At 62.9% G+C, this 17610-nt stretch carries 17 protein-coding genes and 1 pseudogene; 10 read left to right on the top strand and 8 right to left on the bottom strand.

Translation table 11 applies throughout. The features are described from left to right. Positions 1-22: 22 nt before the first annotated feature. Positions 23-1948 (bottom strand): LTA synthase family protein, encoded by a 1926-nt coding sequence (locus AC0L3D_RS14205; protein ID WP_473627692.1) that lies wholly within the window; start codon positions 1946-1948, stop codon positions 23-25. 267 nt (positions 1949-2215) lie between these two features. Between AC0L3D_RS14205 and fabD the strand changes: the two genes are divergently transcribed. The 9 genes from fabD (at position 2216) to gmk (ending at position 9306) form a co-directional block, all read left to right on the top strand. After that, positions 2216-3157, top strand: a complete 942-nt coding sequence (fabD, locus tag AC0L3D_RS14200) for an ACP S-malonyltransferase (protein WP_473627690.1) — start codon at positions 2216-2218, stop codon at positions 3155-3157. 83 nt (positions 3158-3240) lie between these two features. Continuing rightward, on the top strand, positions 3241-3462 hold the full coding sequence (gene relB / locus AC0L3D_RS14195) for a type II toxin-antitoxin system RelB family antitoxin (protein ID WP_091590868.1): 222 nt from the start codon (positions 3241-3243) through the stop codon (positions 3460-3462). After that, positions 3446-3712, top strand: coding sequence for a type II toxin-antitoxin system RelE family toxin (locus tag AC0L3D_RS14190; RefSeq protein WP_473627688.1), 267 nt, complete (start codon positions 3446-3448; stop codon positions 3710-3712). The genes relB and AC0L3D_RS14190 overlap by 17 nt, the downstream gene beginning before the upstream one ends. Before the next feature lie 42 nt (positions 3713-3754). Continuing rightward, positions 3755-4492: a 3-oxoacyl-[acyl-carrier-protein] reductase gene (fabG, locus tag AC0L3D_RS14185; RefSeq protein WP_023800706.1), complete on the top strand. Its 738-nt coding sequence runs from the start codon at positions 3755-3757 to the stop codon at positions 4490-4492. A gap of 189 nt (positions 4493-4681) precedes the next feature. Next, on the top strand, positions 4682-4918 hold the full coding sequence (locus AC0L3D_RS14180) for an acyl carrier protein (RefSeq protein WP_006203723.1): 237 nt from the start codon (positions 4682-4684) through the stop codon (positions 4916-4918). A 34-nt stretch (positions 4919-4952) separates the two neighbouring features. Next, on the top strand, positions 4953-6215 hold the full coding sequence (gene fabF / locus AC0L3D_RS14175) for a beta-ketoacyl-ACP synthase II (RefSeq protein WP_473627686.1): 1263 nt from the start codon (positions 4953-4955) through the stop codon (positions 6213-6215). Positions 6216-6317: 102 nt separating this feature from the next. Further along, positions 6318-7556, top strand: coding sequence for an endolytic transglycosylase MltG (gene mltG / locus AC0L3D_RS14170; protein ID WP_473627684.1), 1239 nt, complete (start codon positions 6318-6320; stop codon positions 7554-7556). A gap of 179 nt (positions 7557-7735) precedes the next feature. After that, the gene (locus AC0L3D_RS14165; protein WP_287174194.1) at positions 7736-8626 is read left to right on the top strand and encodes a YicC/YloC family endoribonuclease; all 891 of its coding nucleotides are present in this window, start codon (positions 7736-7738) and stop codon (positions 8624-8626) included. 23 nt (positions 8627-8649) lie between these two features. Continuing rightward, on the top strand, positions 8650-9306 hold the full coding sequence (gmk, locus tag AC0L3D_RS14160) for a guanylate kinase (RefSeq protein ID WP_473644736.1): 657 nt from the start codon (positions 8650-8652) through the stop codon (positions 9304-9306). A 12-nt stretch (positions 9307-9318) separates the two neighbouring features. Here the strand turns inward: gmk and rsmA are convergent, their stop codons facing one another. The 7 genes and pseudogenes from rsmA to AC0L3D_RS14125 all read right to left on the bottom strand — a co-directional run bounded on the left by rsmA (position 9319) and on the right by AC0L3D_RS14125 (position 17374). Continuing rightward, positions 9319-10158, bottom strand: a complete 840-nt coding sequence (rsmA, locus tag AC0L3D_RS14155; protein ID WP_473587133.1) for a 16S rRNA (adenine(1518)-N(6)/adenine(1519)-N(6))-dimethyltransferase RsmA — start codon at positions 10156-10158, stop codon at positions 9319-9321. Positions 10159-10180: 22 nt separating this feature from the next. Beyond that, positions 10181-11210 (bottom strand): annotated as a pseudogene (gene pdxA, locus AC0L3D_RS14150) (4-hydroxythreonine-4-phosphate dehydrogenase PdxA). Continuing rightward, positions 11207-12139 carry a SurA N-terminal domain-containing protein gene (locus AC0L3D_RS14145; protein ID WP_473644707.1) on the bottom strand — a complete coding sequence of 311 codons (933 nt, stop codon included), beginning with the start codon at positions 12137-12139 and terminating at the stop codon, positions 11207-11209. The pseudogene pdxA and the gene AC0L3D_RS14145 overlap by 4 nt, the downstream one beginning before the upstream one ends. Positions 12140-12344: 205 nt before the next feature. Then, on the bottom strand, positions 12345-14633 hold the full coding sequence (locus AC0L3D_RS14140) for an LPS-assembly protein LptD (RefSeq protein ID WP_473477415.1): 2289 nt from the start codon (positions 14631-14633) through the stop codon (positions 12345-12347). Positions 14634-14761: 128 nt separating this feature from the next. Next, positions 14762-15844 carry an LPS export ABC transporter permease LptG gene (gene lptG / locus AC0L3D_RS14135; RefSeq protein WP_023800697.1) on the bottom strand — a complete coding sequence of 361 codons (1083 nt, stop codon included), beginning with the start codon at positions 15842-15844 and terminating at the stop codon, positions 14762-14764. Between the two features lie 16 nt (positions 15845-15860). Then, a complete protein-coding gene (gene lptF / locus AC0L3D_RS14130; RefSeq protein ID WP_473627680.1) occupies positions 15861-17063 on the bottom strand; it encodes an LPS export ABC transporter permease LptF in 1203 nt (400 codons plus the stop codon). Next, entirely contained in the window at positions 17060-17374 is a 315-nt protein-coding gene (locus AC0L3D_RS14125; protein WP_287073990.1) for a hypothetical protein, read from the bottom strand. The genes lptF and AC0L3D_RS14125 overlap by 4 nt, the downstream gene beginning before the upstream one ends. Between AC0L3D_RS14125 and AC0L3D_RS14120 the strand changes: the two genes are divergently transcribed. Beyond that, positions 17373-17519, top strand: a complete 147-nt coding sequence (locus AC0L3D_RS14120) for a hypothetical protein (RefSeq protein WP_023800694.1) — start codon at positions 17373-17375, stop codon at positions 17517-17519. The two genes, AC0L3D_RS14125 and AC0L3D_RS14120, sit on opposite strands and share 2 nt — an antisense overlap. Positions 17520-17610: the final 91 nt, after the last annotated feature.

Below are 17610 nucleotides of genomic sequence, written 5' to 3'. Positions count from 1 at the left end.
CAGGACGACATGTCGCGCATCTTCAGCTTGTATGCGGGACCCGCTTGTTCACCGTCTCCGGGAAGAAATCGGGCGCTGCACGGCGCTTGCCGAACATCATGTCGTATTGCAGCAGACGGAAATCGCGAATCGCCGGGTCGATTTGCTTCTTGCGCGCCCAGTCGGGCGTATCCTCGCCCGTCGGCGTCAATAACAAATTGCGGTCGACGACGCTGTAGCGCTCGCGCATCTGGCCGAGGAAGCCGGTGTAATAGGGGTGGCTGATCCCGGCCGTGGTCAGGACATGGTAGGGCAGAAAGGCTGGACTGACAGTGCCCATGTCCGCGACCGGACCGGTGCGGTTGGACCATACGATCAGCGGTGTTCGGTGATGCAGCAGCATCTGGTCGGGCGGCTCCTTGCGTGGCGCGACGTTATCCCTAAGGAAGCCGGTCTCGACATAGACCGGACCGAGCGGCGGCAGATGGTCGCCGAAGAAGGCGATGACCGTCGGTCGCCGCCGGTTCTTCGCCCATTCGATGAGGCGCTCGAGGCTCTTGTCGGCGTCGGATGCGCCTTCCGTGAAGCTCAGCAGCGAATCCTTTGCCCACTGGCTGGTCGGAGCCTGCACCTTGTGGGTCGGATTGTAATAGCGATTCGGTTCATAGGGTCCGTGGTTTTGCAGGCTGACGGCGAAGTAGAAGAACGGATCGTCCGTGGCGTCGGCTTCGCGGATGATCTCGTCGGTCATCGCCGCGTCCGACGTCAGCGGCCCGCGCTTTTCGAGATATGGCATGTTTTCTTCGGACTTGAAATCGTCGAAGCCGAAATCGGCATAGACCGGCGTTCGGTTCCAGAACCAGCTTGTACCCGGATGGATGGCGCGTGTCTCATAGCCCTGGCTCTTCAGGAACGTCGCCATCGACGGCACCGGCGCGCGGACATATTGCTGGTAGGGGATGCTGCCGGCCGGCAGGAAGGCGTTGGAAAAGCCGGTCAGCGCCTCGAACTCGACATTGGCGGTCATGCCGCCGAATTCGGGCGAGAACACGTGGCCGGAGCGCAACGCCCGCACATTGGGAATCGGATCGGGCGTGATGGTGACGCCGGGCAGTTCGGTCGGATCCCAGAAGGATTCGCTCATGACGATGATGATGTCTGGCTTCTCGGCCGGCACCGATGCCTTCACGTCAGGCCTTTCGATCGCCGCGATCGCCTTGTCGGAGTAGCCGGCAGGCGCGGGGACATGGGCCATCGGCACGTTGAGGGCGAAGGCCAGTGCGAAGCCGTTGGAGGCGTAATTTTCCTTCTGATCCCACATGATCGGGATGATTTGCAGCCGGTCGCGGGTCCACGAGAACGTCGCGTAATCCATGATCGACACGAAGAAGGCGAGCAGCGGCACGGTCAGCGTCAGCCGGGCCAGGCGCCCCTTGCGACCGAGCGCCGGTACGCGGCGGCGCCACAGCCGCCAGCCATAAACGAGCAGCGAGAGGCTGCCGACGATGCCGACCGCCAGAGCGATGGCGGTTCCCGGACGTTCTCGCACCAGCAGCGGCATCAGCGCCACGATCTGACGTGAATAGAGGAAATCGGTCGGATAGAGCGGATCGCCGAGATAGAGCGATTTCTGGTGGCCGACAAAGGCCAGCGCCAGCGTCAGCGGCGCAACGATCATCAGGCTCTGGTGGCTGCGGCCGAGCACGGCATCGAGGCCGATCAGGATCAGCGCGAAGATGATGATGGTGGTCCAGCCCGGCTTGAAGGGCTGCAGGAAGAAGCCGACGGTGCCGGCAAAGTCGCCGCGCACGATCAGTTCGATGGCAAAAACCAGGATGGTGGCGACGAGAAGGCTGACGAGGCCATAGCGGATAACAGGCCATTTCCGGCCCGGCAGATAGCCGGTGGCCGGATCGCCTTCTAGAAACTGTGGCGCGGATTTGCCAACGCCTTTCTTGATCCTTGCCACCTTACAATTCCCCCGACCATACACAAAAGTGTCATTCAGCTGTCATCGATATGTCACGAAAAGCTAGCGTCTGTGGCTGAAATAAGAAGAGCCAGCAAACGAATCGTGAGCGATTTTCATCATGAGTGATCGAAAAAAAGCCTTTTGGAACAGGTACTCGGCCAGCGATACCGAGCCGGAGCGGCCCGGGTCGGGCTGCTAGCGGACTTGACTTGTCAGCCTGCCTTGCGTCACAGGCAGGAAAAATCAGCCGCTTGGGAGGCACGCATGGCCGTCGCATTCACCTTTCCGGGACAGGGCAGCCAGGCTGTCGGCATGGGCAAGGACCTCGCCGACGCCTTTCCGGAATCGCGGAAGATCTTCGAAGAGGTCGACGACGCGCTCGGCGAAAACCTGTCGAAGCTGATCTGGGAAGGGCCGGAAGAGAGGCTGACGCTGACCTCCAATGCCCAGCCGGCGCTGATGGCTGTGTCGCTCGCCGCCATCCGGGCGCTGGAATCGCGCGGCCTCTCGCTGAAGCACAAGGTCGCCTATGTCGCCGGCCATTCGCTCGGCGAATATTCGGCACTTGCCGCCGCCGGTTTCGTTTCGGTCGCCGATGCCGCCCGGCTCTTGCGTATCCGCGGCAATGCCATGCAGGCGGCTGTGCCGGCCGGCGAGGGCGCCATGGCGGCGATCATCGGGCTGGAACAGGCAGATGTCGAAGCCGCCTGCGCTGAAGCGGCCAAAGATTCGATTTGCCAGATCGCGAACGACAATGGCGGTGGCCAACTGGTGATCTCCGGCGCCAGGGCGGCGGTCGAGCAGGCGGCGAAGCTGTGCACGGAAAAGGGCGCCAAGCGGGTGCTGATGCTGCAGGTCTCGGCGCCTTTCCATTCGGCGCTGATGGCACCGGCGGCCGAGGTCATGCGCGAGGCGCTGGCCGGCGTGACGAAGAACGCGCCGATCGTACCCGTGGTTTCCAACGTGTCGGTCACGCCGTCCAGCGATCCGGATGCAATCGCCCACCGCCTGGTCGAACAGGTGACGGGGCGCGTGCGCTGGCGCGAAACGGTGGAATGGTTTGGCGCCAACGGCATTGCGACGCTGTACGAGGTGGGCGCCGGCAAGGTGCTGTCGGGACTGGCGCGGCGCATCAACCGCGACATCGCCACCGGCGCGGTCGGCACGCCGGCCGATGTCGAGGCGGCGCTGGCGGCGCTCGATTGAACCACGCGCGTCCGGCTGATGCGGGCGCTTGAATTCTTAGCCTCGTCGGGATATGTGAATACATGTATTCACAGGAGATCGGAATGCCGACATCAATCCGACTTGCCCCCGAAATCGAAGAGCGTCTGGATTTTCTCGCGGCCAGGACTGGCCGCAGTAAAGCTTATTATCTGCGCGAACTCATCGAGCGCGGTCTTGAGGACGTGGAAGACTATTACCTCGCGGCCGAAGTGCTGGAGCGGATCAGAAGTGGCGAGGAGGACGTCATGACAGCCGAGGACTTCTGGCGTGGCCTGGACGCTTGAATATGCCCGGTCGGCGCGCAAATTTATGGAAAAACTGGATCCGCAGACACGTCACCGGCTCCGCGACTTCATCGAGAACCGTATTGCCGCCCTCGACAATCCGCGTGAAGCCGGCAAGCCGCTGAAGGGACCGTTAGCGACTTTTTGGAGGTACCGGGTTGGGGATTATCGAATTATCTGCGATGTGCAGGACAAGCGGCTCGTCATTCTGGTGGTTACAATAGGCCACCGCAGTGATGTCTACAGGTAGCCACATTCGCCGGCCTGTCCGATTTGGAAGAGGATCAAAGAAATGTTCGAATTGACCGGCCGCAAGGCGCTCGTCACAGGCGCATCGGGAGGCATCGGCGAGGCGATCGCCAGGGTGCTGCATGCGCAGGGCGCTGTCGTCGGCCTGCACGGCACCCGCGTCGAGAAGCTGGAAACGCTGGCGGCCGAGCTCGGCGACCGGGTCAAGCTGTTCCCGGCGAACCTTTCCAATCGCGACGAGGTCAAGGCGCTCGGCCAGAAGGTCGAGGCCGATCTCGAAGGCGTCGACATTCTCGTCAACAATGCCGGCATCACCAAGGACGGGCTGTTCGTGCGCATGGCGGACGCCGACTGGGATTCGGTGCTCGAGGTCAATCTGACCGCCGTGTTCCGGCTGACCCGCGAACTCACCCATCCGATGATGCGGCGCCGGCACGGCCGCATCATCAACATCACCTCTGTGGTTGGCGTCACCGGCAATCCCGGCCAAACCAACTACTGCGCCTCCAAGGCCGGCATGATCGGCTTTTCCAAGTCGCTGGCGCAGGAGATCGCCACGCGCAACATCACCGTCAACTGCGTCGCCCCGGGCTTCATCGAATCGGCGATGACCGACAAGCTCAACGACAAGCAGAAAGAGGCGATCATGGCGGCGATTCCGACACGGCGCATGGGCACCAGCGCCGAAGTCGCCTCCGCCGTCGCCTACCTCGCTTCCAACGAAGCCGCCTATGTCACCGGCCAGACCATTCACGTCAATGGCGGCATGGCGATGATTTGAAAGTTGCGGGAAAACACCCCTTTTCACCTTGGAGCCCGGCCTATTTTCGTGTACTGCGGCCCGCAACCCGGCGGTTCGGGCAAAAACCGGTCCGGTGCCGTTGCGTTTCCGACAGGACCATCTTTCAGCTTGATTAGCGGCATTCTGCCCGCTAACGAAGACAGACAAACAAAAGACGAGGATGCCCAAATGAGTGACACCGCAGAGCGCGTCAAGAAGATCGTTATCGAGCACCTTGGCGTCGATGCCGACAAGGTGACGGAGCAGGCGAGCTTCATCGATGATCTGGGCGCGGACAGTCTCGACACGGTCGAACTCGTCATGGCGTTCGAAGAAGAATTCGGCGTCGAGATCCCGGACGATGCGGCCGAAACCATCCTGACTGTCGGCGATGCGGTGAAGTACATCGACAAGGCTTCGGCCTGACGCTATTTGCAGTCATCACCGAGGAGGACCTGCGATGAGGCGTGTCGTCGTCACGGGCCTTGGGCTGCTTTCGCCGTTCGGCGTAGGCTTTGAGCATGGCTGGAAGGAACTTCTGACCGGCCGCAGCGCAGCCAAGCGCATCACTGAGTTCGAGGTGGAGGATCTTGCCTGCAAGGTCGCCCACGTCATCCCGCGCGGCAATGGTGAGAATGCCACCTTCAATCCCGAGACCGTTCTCGAGCCGAAGGAACTGCGCAAGATCGGCGACTTCATCCTCTACGGGATCGCGGCCGCCGACGAGGCGCTGAAGGATTCGGGGTGGGCGCCGAAGACGCATCAGGAGCAGTGCGCCACCGGCGTGCTGATCGGCTCCGGCATCGGCGGCATCGAAGGCATCGCCGAGAACGCGATGATCCTGAAGGAGCGCGGCCCGCGCCGCATCAGCCCGTTCTTCATCCCCGGCCAGATCATCAATCTCGTATCCGGCCAGGTTTCGATCCGGCATGGGCTGAAAGGCCCCAACCACGCCGTCGTCACCGCTTGCTCCACTGGCGCGCATGCTATCGGCGATGCCGCCCGGCTGATCATGTGGGGCGATGCCGACGTGATGGTCGCAGGCGGCACGGAAGCGCCGGTGACGCGGCTGTCGATCGCCGGCTTCGCCGCTTGCCGGGCGCTGTCGACCGACCGCAACGACGCTCCGGAAACGGCCTCGCGTCCCTATGACCGCGACCGCGACGGCTTCGTCATGGGCGAGGGCGCCGGCGTCGTCATTCTGGAGGAACTGGAACACGCCAAGGCGCGCGGCGCTAAGATCTATGCCGAGGTCACCGGTTACGGCTTGACCGGCGATGCCTATCACATCACCGCGCCGGCCGAAGATGGTGACGGCGCCTTCCGTTGCATGGTTGCGGCGCTGAACCGGGCCAAGCTGACGCCCGCAGACGTCGACTACATCAATGCGCACGGCACCTCGACCATGGCCGACACGATCGAGCTCGGCGCCGTCGAGCGGCTGGTCGGCAACGCCGCGTCGAAAATATCGATGTCGTCGACCAAGTCGTCGATAGGCCACCTTCTGGGGGCGGCGGGCGCCGCCGAGGCGATTTTTTCGATCCTCGCCATTCGCGACAACACCGCGCCGGCCACCATCAATCTCGACAACCCGGAGCGCGAAACGGCGATCGACCTGGTGCCGCACAAGCCGCGCGCCCGCCAAATCGATGTGGCGCTGTCCAATTCCTTCGGCTTCGGCGGCACCAACGCCTCGCTGGTCTTCCAGCGCTACAATGGCTGACCGGTCCGCCGACCGGCACGGTCTATGCGTGTCGTCAATTTTGCCATATTCGCCCCTACTGTGCCCAAGGGGATTCGTTACAAGATCAAACGGTAGGGCGCCATGAGCACAAATTCGGCGGACAACGGGCAATTCGGGCAACGGTCCGCACCGTCGGGCCCGATCGTGCCGAAAACGGCCAGCGAGGCATTGCGGCCTGAAGCCGGCACGCCGCCGCCCAAGCGCTCGCGCGCCTCGCGCAGCCAGTTCGTCGTGTTCATGAACTTCGTCATCTCCCTGGTGATGCTGATGGTTCTGGCGGCTGGCTTTGCATTGTATTTCGGCAAGCAGGAATTCAACGAGCCCGGCCCTTCGGCCAATGCCGACACCTTCCTGGTCAAGCCGAACACCGGCGTTCAGGAGATTGCAGAGCAGCTCGAGCGGCGCGGACTGATCAGCGACGCGCGCATCTTCCGCCTTGGCGTGCGCGCTTTTGGCAATGATTCCGCTCTGAAGGCCGGCGAATACGAGATCAAGCCGCAGGCCTCGATGCGCGACATCATGGAGTTGCTGAAGAGCGGCAAGTCGGTGATGTATTCGCTGACCGTCCCCGAGGGGCTGACGGTCGAGCAGGCGCTGCAGCGCATCGCCGATCAGGCAGCGCTCGATGGCGATATGCCGGGGACCATTCCACCCGAGGGCAGCCTTGCTACCGACACGCTGCGTTTCACCCGCGGCGCGACACGCCAGCAGATGGTCGAAAAGCTTTTGGCGGACCAGAAGAAGCTTGTCGAGGAAGTCTGGCAGCGGCGCGCCTCCGATCTGCCTCTGGCCAGTGTCGAAGACTTCGTCACCCTGGCTTCGATCGTCGAGAAAGAGACGGGCAAGGGCGACGAACGCTCGCGGGTCGCGGCCGTCTTCCTCAACCGGTTGGCCAAGGGCATGCGGCTGCAGTCCGACCCGACCATTATCTACGGCCTGTTCGGCGGCAAGGGCAAACCCGCCGACCGCCCGATTTATCAGTCTGACATCAAGAAGCCGACGCCCTACAACACTTATCTGATCAACGGCTTGCCGCCGACGCCGATCGCCAATCCTGGCCGTGCGGCACTGGAAGCCGTCGCCAATCCGTCGAAGACCGACGACCTGTATTTCGTTGCCGACGGCACCGGCGGTCACGTCTTTGCCGCGACGCTCGCCGAGCACAACGAGAACGTCGCCCGCTACCGGGCGCTGCAGAAGGAACTGGCCGATGAAGCCGCCAAGGCCGGTGCTGCCAAGGCCGACGCCGCCAAGGTGGAAGGTCAGACCGACGCGCCGGTTGACGACGGCGATGGCGACGCCGGAGCGGCGGCGCAGTAGCGCCGGACGGTTGTGAAGTCGTCCCTCCGATTCGTCTGACGGCCGGGACGTGCTGATTTTGTCATCAGGAGCGCCCTGCGTCCGATTCGACGCGAACAGGCGCTCCGGATTTTGAAGCCGCGCACGATCTGGCCCGGAACCGCTTCCGGGATCATGCGCCAGGGGGAAGCAAGGGCATCATGAATTTGCAGAGCATGACCGGTTTTGCACGGGCCGTCGCCGAACATGACGGCACGTCGATCGCCTGGGAGGTCAAGTCGGTCAACGGCAAGAGCGTCGAGGTCAGGCTGCGGCTGCCGCAAGGCCTCGAGCGGCTTGAGCCGGCCGTCAGGCAGACGGTGCAGAAGCGCTTTGCGCGCGGCAATTTCCAGGCAACGCTGACCGTCGGCCGCGCACCCGGCCAGCAGGCGCAGCCCGTGGTCAACGAGGCCTTCCTGAGAGATCTGGCGGGGCTGGCCCAGCGGCTGCAGGAGATGTTCGGCGCAGCGCCTGCGACAGCCGACGGGCTGCTTTCGCTGCGCGGCGTGCTCGACATCCCCGAAACCGTCGAAACCGAAGAGGCGCGGGCGGCGCTTGACAGCGCGATACTCTCGGCGCTCGAAGTGGCGCTGGGCGGGCTGGAGCAGGCACGCCAGGGCGAGGGCGCCGCCCTGCGCTCGCTGCTGTCCGGTCATATCGACGCTATCGAGGCGCTGACGCTGCGCGCCGAGGCCGATCCGTCGCGCGAGCCGGCGGTGATCCGCGAACGGATTACCGAGCAGGTGCGGCTGCTGATGGATGCCTCCGCCAATCTCGACGCCAGCCGGTTGCATATGGAAGCGGCGTTCCTGGCCACCAAGGCCGACATCCGCGAGGAGATCGACCGGCTGAAGACACATGTGGCATCCGGCCGGGTGCTGCTGGCAGGCGGCGGCGCCATCGGCCGCAAGCTCGATTTTCTGGCGCAGGAATTCAACCGCGAATCGAATACGCTGTGTTCGAAGTCGAACGCCGCTGCGATCACCGCCATAGGGCTGGAGCTGAAGGCGGTCGTCGACCAGTTTCGCGAACAGGTCCAGAATCTGGAGTAACCCTGATGGTCGCCAAGGAGCCTATGGTTGCCAGGGATTTGGGTTCCCGCATTTGCCGGCGGGGTTTGATGCTCGTGCTGTCGTCGCCGTCCGGCGCCGGCAAGTCGACGATCGCGCGCAATCTTCTGGAGAGCGATTCCAGTCTCGAACTGTCGGTCTCCGTCACCACGCGGCCGCGCCGCGGCAGCGAGATCGAAGGCGTCCACTATCATTTCCGCACTATGCGTGAGTTCGAGCGGCTGCGCGATTCGGACGAACTGCTTGAATGGGCCGAAGTGCATGGCAATTGCTATGCCACGCCGCGTGAGCCGGCCGAACTGGCGCTGGCACAGGGCCGCGACATGTTGTTCGACATCGACTGGCAGGGCGCCCAGCAGCTCAAGGAGAAGATGCGCGCCGACATCGTCTCGATCTTCATCCTGCCGCCCTCGATGAAAGAGTTGAAGGCGCGGCTGAAGCGCCGCGCCGAGGACCAGGAATCGGTGATCGAGACCCGTCTGAAGAACGCTCGCAACGAGATCGAGCACTGGAAAGAATATGATTTCGTCATCATCAACGACGATCTCGACCGTGCCTTCGCCGAGGTACGCGGCATAGTCATCGCCGAGCGGCTCAGACGCGACCGCCGGCCCGGGCTGTTCGATTTCGTCTCGGGGCTGCTCGACGAGAAGACGGACTAGGGGCCGGCGCAATCACACCGCGTTGGTCAGTCGCACGAATTCCTCGACGCTCAAGGTTTCCGCCCGCCGCGTCGGATCGATGCCGGCGCGGGTGAGCAGGGCTTCGCCGCCGAGGCTCTTGACGCTCTGCCGCAGCATTTTGCGGCGCTGGCCGAAGGCTGCTTCGGTAACGCGGCCGAGCTTCTTGACTTCGGCGGGCAGCGGATTTGCCCGCGGCACCAGATGCACCACCGACGACACCACCTTGGGCGGCGGCGTGAAGGCTTGCGGCGGCACGTCGAAAGCGATTTTTGCCTCCGTCCGCCAGCCTGCCAGCACGCCCAGCCGGCCATAGGCATCGCTGCCGGGGCGGGCGACGATGCGCTCGGCCACCTCGCGCTGGAACATAAGCGTCATCGATGCGTAAAAGGGCGGCCACTCGGCGACGGTCAGCCAGCGTATCAAAAGTTCGGTGCCGATATTGTAGGGGAGATTGGCGACGATCCTCACAGATCCATTGCCTCCATGTGCGCCTTCGGCAAGCGCTGCAAAATCCGTCTTCAACGCGTCGCCGGCAATGATTTCCAAACGGCCCGGATAGTGATCTGACACCTCCGCGAGCGCTGCCAAGCAGCGCTCGTCGCGCTCGATGGCGATGACCCGAGCCGCGCCGTGGGAAAGCAGCGCCCGGGTCAGGCCACCTGGACCCGGACCGACCTCGATTACCGTGGCGTCGGTCAGGTCGCCGGCGGCACGCGCGACCTTGCCGGTAAGGTTGAGGTCGAGCAGGAAATTCTGGCCGAGCGCCTTTTTTGCCTGCAACCCATGGCGTTCGATCACCGCGCGTAACGGCGGCAGCCCGTCGATGCTCATGCGACCGCTCTCATGCAAAGCCTCATGCGGCGGCAGCCTTCGCCCCGATGTCCGCAAGCCTGCGGGCCGAGCCTGAGCGCCGCGATCAGGCTGTCGGTCCGGGCTATGCCCTTGCCGGCGATATCGAAAGCGGTGCCGTGATCCGGTGAAGTGCGGATGAAGGGTAGGCCGAGCGTAACGTTGACCGCCTCGTCGAACGCCAGCGCCTTAGCCGGGATTAGCGCCTGATCGTGATACATGCACAGCGCCACATCGTAGCCGGCTCGGGCGCGGGCGTGGAACAGCGTGTCGGCCGGCAGCGGCCCGAAAGCGTCGATGCCCTCCGCCCTCAGCCTTTCGATCGCCGGGCGGATGATGCGCTCGTCCTCGGCGCCCATCGCGCCGCCTTCACCGGCATGCGGATTGAGGCCGGCAACGGCAAGCCGCGGCTTGGCAATGCCGAAGCGATATTCGAGGTCGGCGGCGGTGATGCGGGCGGTCGCGACGATCAATTCCGTCGTCAGCGCTTCCGGCACCTCGCGCACTGCAATGTGGATGGTGACCGGAACCGTGCGCAACTCGGGACCGGCAAGCATCATCACCGGCATCGCTTGTGCGCCGGTGTGGAGCGTCGCCAGATGCGCCAGATACTCAGTGTGACCGGGAAAACGGAAGCCGGCATCGTAGAGCGGCTTCTTGGCGATCGGGCACGTAACGACCGCCGCCGCGCGACCGCCAAGGCAGTCGTCAACAGCGCGGTCGATGGCCTCGATGATGCCGGCGGCGTTGGCCGGGTCCGGCCGGCCGGGGTCGTCGACGAAGCGGGCGGCAAGCGGCATGACGGGCAGGGCGCGCTCAAAGACGCGCTCCGCTTCGGCTGGCACTGTCTCCGTGATTGGCACATCGGCGCCGAGCAGGCGCGCCCGTGCGGCAATCAGCGCCGGATCGGCTATAAGGTAGAAGGGCGGCACACCTGCGCTGTCGCGCGCCTGCCAGGCGGCAATGGCGATTTCCGGCCCAACACCGGATGGATCACCGGCGCTCAGCGCCAGCGCTGCCTCTGGCGGCTTCAGCGCTCGACGATGCGGGCTTTCTTCCGCAACTCCTCGACATATTTCGTGGAGAGCTCGTCGGCGTCCTTGCCACTCGAGCCTTCGCTCTGGAACACCATCTGGGCGGCCTTGTCGTCGGACACTTCGCGCGACGAGCAGATGCCGATGAACTCGACGCCGCGGTCTGTTTCGCGCGTGGGGGTGGCGCCGCCGACCTTGGTGGCCTTGATCTGGTCGGCCCAGTCCGGCGGCAATTGCGGCGCCAGTATCCGGCCGAGATCGCGAACGGTGACGTCGATCAGGCCCTTGGCGAATTCGCGCGAGGTGTTGCAGCCGTTGAAGCGGGCGCGCATAGCGTCGGCCTCGCGCTTGCGCTTGGACAGCGTCGCGCTGCGCTCGGCCGCCGGCACGACGAAAATGACCTGCTGCAGCATGTACTCCATGGCGGTCGGCTTGTTGCCGCCCTTGTCGAGCATGCGCCTGACTGCGTCCTGCTCGCTCACGGAGCCGCCGCTCTCCGAGCGATGGCGCGCGGTCAGCGCCTGGTTCCAGGCCATCTGGGAGCGGATGAACTCCTTGAAATGCTCCTTGCCGACGCCGGACTGCGCCATGACGCCATCGAGTTGCTTGAGTTGCAACTTGTTGGTCGTGGCAAAGCGCTGATAGGCAGCCTCGACCTGGGCGTCGGTGATGCGGATGCCGAGACGCTTGGCTTCGGCGACGCGCAGCGTCTGCTCGATCATTTCCTCGGCGGCATTGCCCTTCTTGCGCTGCAGGCGCAGGAAGGCAGCCCGATGCTGGATGTCGCCAGTGGTGATCGGTACGTTGTTGACGACGTATTTGATCTGGCTGGCGAAAGCCGGCGGCGTCATCATGGTGATCGAGGCTGAGGTCGCCGCCACCAGCAGCGCGAACCCTGCCGAAAAGAGGTATTTCCTCATCGAAAGCATCCCAATCCTATCTCGGTTGCGGCCCAATTTTATCGCATTTTGAGGGAACTGGAACCCGTGCCTGCCCTATGCGGCGAAACGATGTCGTTAGCTGCGAAGTGCGTCCACTTTGACACACGACGTATGCTCAAGACACTTTGAATTTTTCGGGCTGGTGTGTTGGCCGGCCGCCCGTTCCGCCTGTCCGTTATTGGCCAGTGGTCTGCTACTGGACAGTGTTGAAGGAGCTTTGCGTCGAGCCGAAATCGCCGAGCGTGCGAAACGACAGGTTGAAACCGATATTCTGCGACACTTCCTTGGTGCTCAGGTCGCGGGATTCCGAGAACGTCATCAAGTAGGTGAAGCAATCATCACTATAGGCAAAGCCGACCCCGTCCTTGACCAGGACGCTTTGCTCGAGATCGTAGGTGCCGGTACCGAAGACACGCCAGTTCTCAGCAAGTTGCGCCGAGGCGCCGAGCGTGACCTCGTGACGATCGGTCGTGAAACCATAGAGCGGCTGAGCCTGGATGAAGGCGTATTTGGCGCTGAACGAAATCGGCAGGCCGGAATAGGCTGCCTTCACCTCGGCGCGGCGAATCTCGAAGCTCTGCTCGTCGAAGCGGCCGCTGACCGAGCCGGAAAGCCCGCCGGGGCTGTTGAATCCGACAAGGCCGACATAATCGGAGCTCGCGGTCTCCAGGCCCGAATCTTCGCCGACGTTGACCAGGTCCGGCGCGTCGAAGGAGTTCTGGCCGTCAAGCTGGTAGGATTGGCCGAATAGCGCGTTGGTGCTCCAGCCATTGTCATAGGCGCCGGAATAGCGCAGCCCAACATTGGCGCGCGTGCCGCCTTCCAAGCGGTCGTAGCCGGAGAACTTGTCGCGCTCGAACAATGTAGTGGCATCAAAGACGAAGCTCTGCGCGTCCTCGTTGGGAACAGCGAGGCCGCCGACATATTGCTCGTTCGGACGCACGAACACCTGCGCCATCGGCTCGAAGATGTGACTGGAACTGGTCGACGAGAACAGCACCGGCCAGCGCATTTCCAGTCCGGCGGTTGCCATGAAGCGGGCGAGCGACGATCGCGTATCGTCGTCGACGCCGAGGTTAGACGCCATCTGATTGATGGCATTGAGCGATCCCGAAGAGGCGTTGACATAGCCGGCATCGCCGCGCAGCGCCAGCAGGGGCGTCAGCAGCAGCCCGCCATCGGTGGTGAAGGTGCGCTTCCATTCCGCTTCGGCAGTGAGACGGCCCGATTGGCCCTCGATGCCGCGTACACTGGTGACGGACGCAGCGTTGTTCGGATCGGCAAGGGCCCTATCCAGCCTGTCGCGGCTGATAGCCTGCGCATTGATATTGAGCGACAGCTGCCCGCCGCCCACCGCCATGTCGGGGATGTAGGCGTAGTCGAGCGAGGGCAGCACCCAGGGCTGTTTGCCGGCGCGCGCGGTCGGATCGTCAGGGAGTGCCTCTTCCTGGACCACAAAGCGCATGGCGCGCACGTCGAAATAGTTGCGGCCGTTGAGGCCGGTCAGGTAGATCGAGGAGCGATGCACGCTGTCGCCGAAGTCTTCGATGGCGTAGGTGCGTGAGAAGTTCTTGTCGGTCTGCAGCAGGACGTCCCAGCCGAAGTCCCAGCGCGGATTGATAGCGAACTGGCCCTTGGTGCCCATCATGCCGCGGAACTCGTTCGGGTCGCCGGCCGCACCCGAATCGACATTGCGCCCGTCGTCGTCGATAAACTCGTCGGGATCCTCTTGCCGGATGCCGGCGATCTTCAGACTGTACTGGCCGTTGTTGAAGCGCTGGCGCCACTCGGCTTCGCCGAGAAAGCCCTGCCTGGTATAGCCGCTGCCGGTGACGGTGAGGTCGTAGGTTGGTGAGAGCGCGAAATAATAGGGGACTTTGACGCCGAGGCCGAGGTCGCTCTTGTAAGCGATGCTGGGGATCAGGAAGCCGCTCTTGCGCTTGACGGTCGGGTCGGCAATCTCGAAGGCCGGCAGATAGGCGAGCGGAAAGCCGAAGAACTCGAAATTCGAATTCTCGAAGCGAACCGTCTTCTTTTCGCCGTTCCAGATGATCTTTCTGGCCTTGATGCGCCAGGTAGGCGCTTTGTCCGGCTTGTCCTCGCACGGCTCGCAGGCCGTGTAGACGCCGTTGTGGAACGTCGTCAGCACGCCGCCCATGCGTTCCGCGCTTTCGGCGGCGAAATAGGTCTTGTCGACGGTTTCGACACGCAGCGCGTTGACGAAGCCGTCGGCAAAATCGTCGGTGATGTCGACATGCTGCGAATAGATCTTGGTGCCGTCGCTGTTGATGACCTCGACATTGCCGCTGGCGACGAGCCGCTTGGTGTTGCGATTGTATTCTACCCGCTGGGCGACGAGGCGGTTGCCGCCATAATCGATCTGCACGCCGCCGACGGCCGTTACGGTCTGGTTGTCATTGTCATAGACCAGCGTATCTGCCGCCAGCAGCATTTGCGAACCGGTGGGAACGTCGGCTGCCATGCCGCTGATATCCTGGGCAAAAGCCGGGATACTCGGAACGACGCAAGCGAGCAGGCACGCCAAGGCGCTCGCCCCATAGAGGCGCGCCGAATCGGCATGCCTATGGATGCGCAAAACCGCCCCCCTCACTAGCCGTCTTCCTTGTACAGCAAGAAAGTCACCCCGAAGAACATAGCCACGACAACCGGAACCCACGCAGCGACGACTGTGGGTACGAATCCCGCCACGCCGAATGCCTTGACCAGCACTGTCACGACATAAAGCAGAAACCCGGCCAGGACGCCACCCAGAATCATCGTCGCGGATTGTCCCATCCTCGCAAATCGCATCGACACCGTTGCGGCGATCAAAGTCATGGCGACGAGAAGGAACGGCAGCGCTACCAGTGAATCAAATTGCATGGCAAAGGCATTTGCCTTGAGGCCGAAGGAGCGGGCAACCTCGATCTTGCCGGGCAGATCGTAGAAAGGGATGGTTTCCGGGCGCGCCAGCCGCTCTTGCACGAACTCGGGCTTGAGATCGGTCGGTATGCGGTCGGTTGCCACCGATTGGATGTTGCCGTCCCGGAACACCTTGACGTCCTGCAGTTCCCAGTAGCCATCCCGCAAATAGGCGTGCGCTGCGTCCTTGCGTTCGACGATGTCGCCTTGCGGGTTGAGGACGAAGAAGGCGGCGTCGGCCATCTCCAGGCCTTGATTGAGGATGGCGCGCGCGCCGATGATAGTATCGCCGGAACTGGTTTTCTGCCGGATCCAGGGCTCGGCGTCAGCCGAGACGGTGTTCGACTTGCCGGAGCGGAGCTGGGTTTCGATTTTTTCGGACCAGGAAAACGCATACGCGGCGATCGGATTGATGACACCGACCGACAACACCCCGAACAGCAGCGCCCCGATGCAGCACGGCAGCAGGAATTGCCATGCGGATACGCCGGCGGAACGCGCGATGACCAGTTCATACCTGCGATTAAGCGAGACCAGCGTCGCCATCGCCGAGAACAGGCCGACGAACGGCACCGTCTGCAGCATGATCATCGGCATTCGCAATCCTGAGATGGCAAACGCCGTGCCGTAGGTAAAACCCGGCAAGCCGGTCGTGCGGCCGGAAAGCTCGGTGAAGTCGATCAGGAACACAAGCGCCAGGAGGCCGATGAAGAACCAGATGGTGATCGTCACGTAGCGGAAGAAGAAGTATCTGCCCAGAGTCCAGCCCATTAGCGTGTCCAGCCCATCAGCTGGCCTCTTGGCCAGAAGCGCCGCGCCTGGCGAAGCGGAGCTTCAGGGCGCTCCAGCCGTCACCGAAGCGGCCGGCGAAATTCGTCATCCAGTCGGCCCAGGCGACCGGCAGTTCCATGGTCCGGTTGGAGACGATGAACCATGTCGCGACTGCGGAGGCCACAATAGGAACGCCGTAGACCACATAGGCGTATTGCGGAATGTTGTCGGCCTTCCCAGCGGCAAAGAAACCGAGCCAGCGCACGAAAAGGGCAATCGCGATAGACGTGATCAGCGGATGAATGCGCGCCTCGCGATGGGAGCGCGCGTCTCCCGCGACTGCAAGCGCGATCAGCGCGAAAACGAGTGAATAGGACCATTCGGAGAAACGCTGGTGGACCTCGGCCAGGTACTTGTTCGGCCTTTTCTGGAACATCTTGTCGTTCGGACTGGGATTGAGCAGGTACTGTGTCGTCCGGTCCTTCGGCAAGAGCAATACCTCCGATGAGGCCGACATGAAGGCCGACAGGTCGAAGGCATAGGAGGTGAACCGGATGACCGAAAGATCGCCGGCCAGCGTTTTGCGATGGATGACGCCGTCGTTCATTATCAGCACCCGCTCGTCGCCACTTTCGATGATGGCGCCGCTCTTGGCGTAGTAGATGAGGTTGACGCCTTCTTCGCGTGAATCGGCGACAAAAATGCCGCCAAGGCGGTTGTCCGGAAGCCGCTGGCCGATCTGCAGGAACAGGCCGTCGTCGATCTTGTGGAAGGTGCCTTCCTGGATGATGAGCGACAGAAGATCGGCGCGCGACGACGCCACCAGCTCGCGGTTTTTCTGTCGTGCATAGGGGTCGACGCCGTTGTCGACGGCGAACGAAAAAACACTGGCCGCCAGTGCCAGGAGCATGATCGGCCTGACGATGGTCCAGCGCGAAGCGCCTGCGGCGTTCAAGACGGCAAGCTCAGAATCGGAATTCATCGCGCTCAGTGTCTGCGCGACCGCGACCACCAGGGCGAAGGGCACGACGATCGGGACGATCGACGGAATGATCAGCGCAGCGACCTCGAAGAAGGTCAGCGCCGACTGCCCGCTGTCGGTCACGAGATCGATGCGGGCGAGCACCTGCGTCGTCCACACGATCGCCAGCGTCCAGATGAGCGCTGCGAGGAAGACCGCCAACGCACGACGCATGATGTAGCGTTCAACGACCTTCATGAAGGCTTTTCTCGATTTTGCCGAACGGCATCATGCCTCCAGACAAGGTAGTCGCCCGGCGACGCCTGCACAACCGGTCCGTTGGCGGTTCGATCTGGTTCCCGTCCCACATCGTTGTTTCCGGTGGCCGGAGTGTCGGCGGCATTGGATAAGAAAGGGCGAACATCAATGGTTAACAACAGGTTGCGGCAGTAAAGCGGGGCCGTGCCGCGACGAATCGCCATCGATTCCATCTGCCATATGGGATCGGATTCCGGCAAAGTCTTGCCAAATGCCGGAAAACGACCAAATGTCGCGCCGGTCACCGACATGGCCGCCGCGGCTGCGACAGGTACAAGCATGAAAGCAGAAGTAACAGAATTGCGCAGCAAAACCGGCCAGGAATCGATTTTTCACGGTGCGGTCGTGATCGGCGCCAACACAATCACGCAGCAGATCGCCAGGCAGGGGCGATGATTGAAAATGGGGGTGGTGCTTCCGGTCGGAAACAGCCAAATATCTGGTTCGTCAAGGCACTCCCCCGAAAACCCAACGCCTTTCCCGAAAG

The sequence above is a fragment of the Mesorhizobium sp. WSM4837 genome, assembly GCF_055811435.1.
Note: the sequence above shows the minus strand (reverse complement) of the source record. Positions and strands in the feature narration are given on the sequence as shown.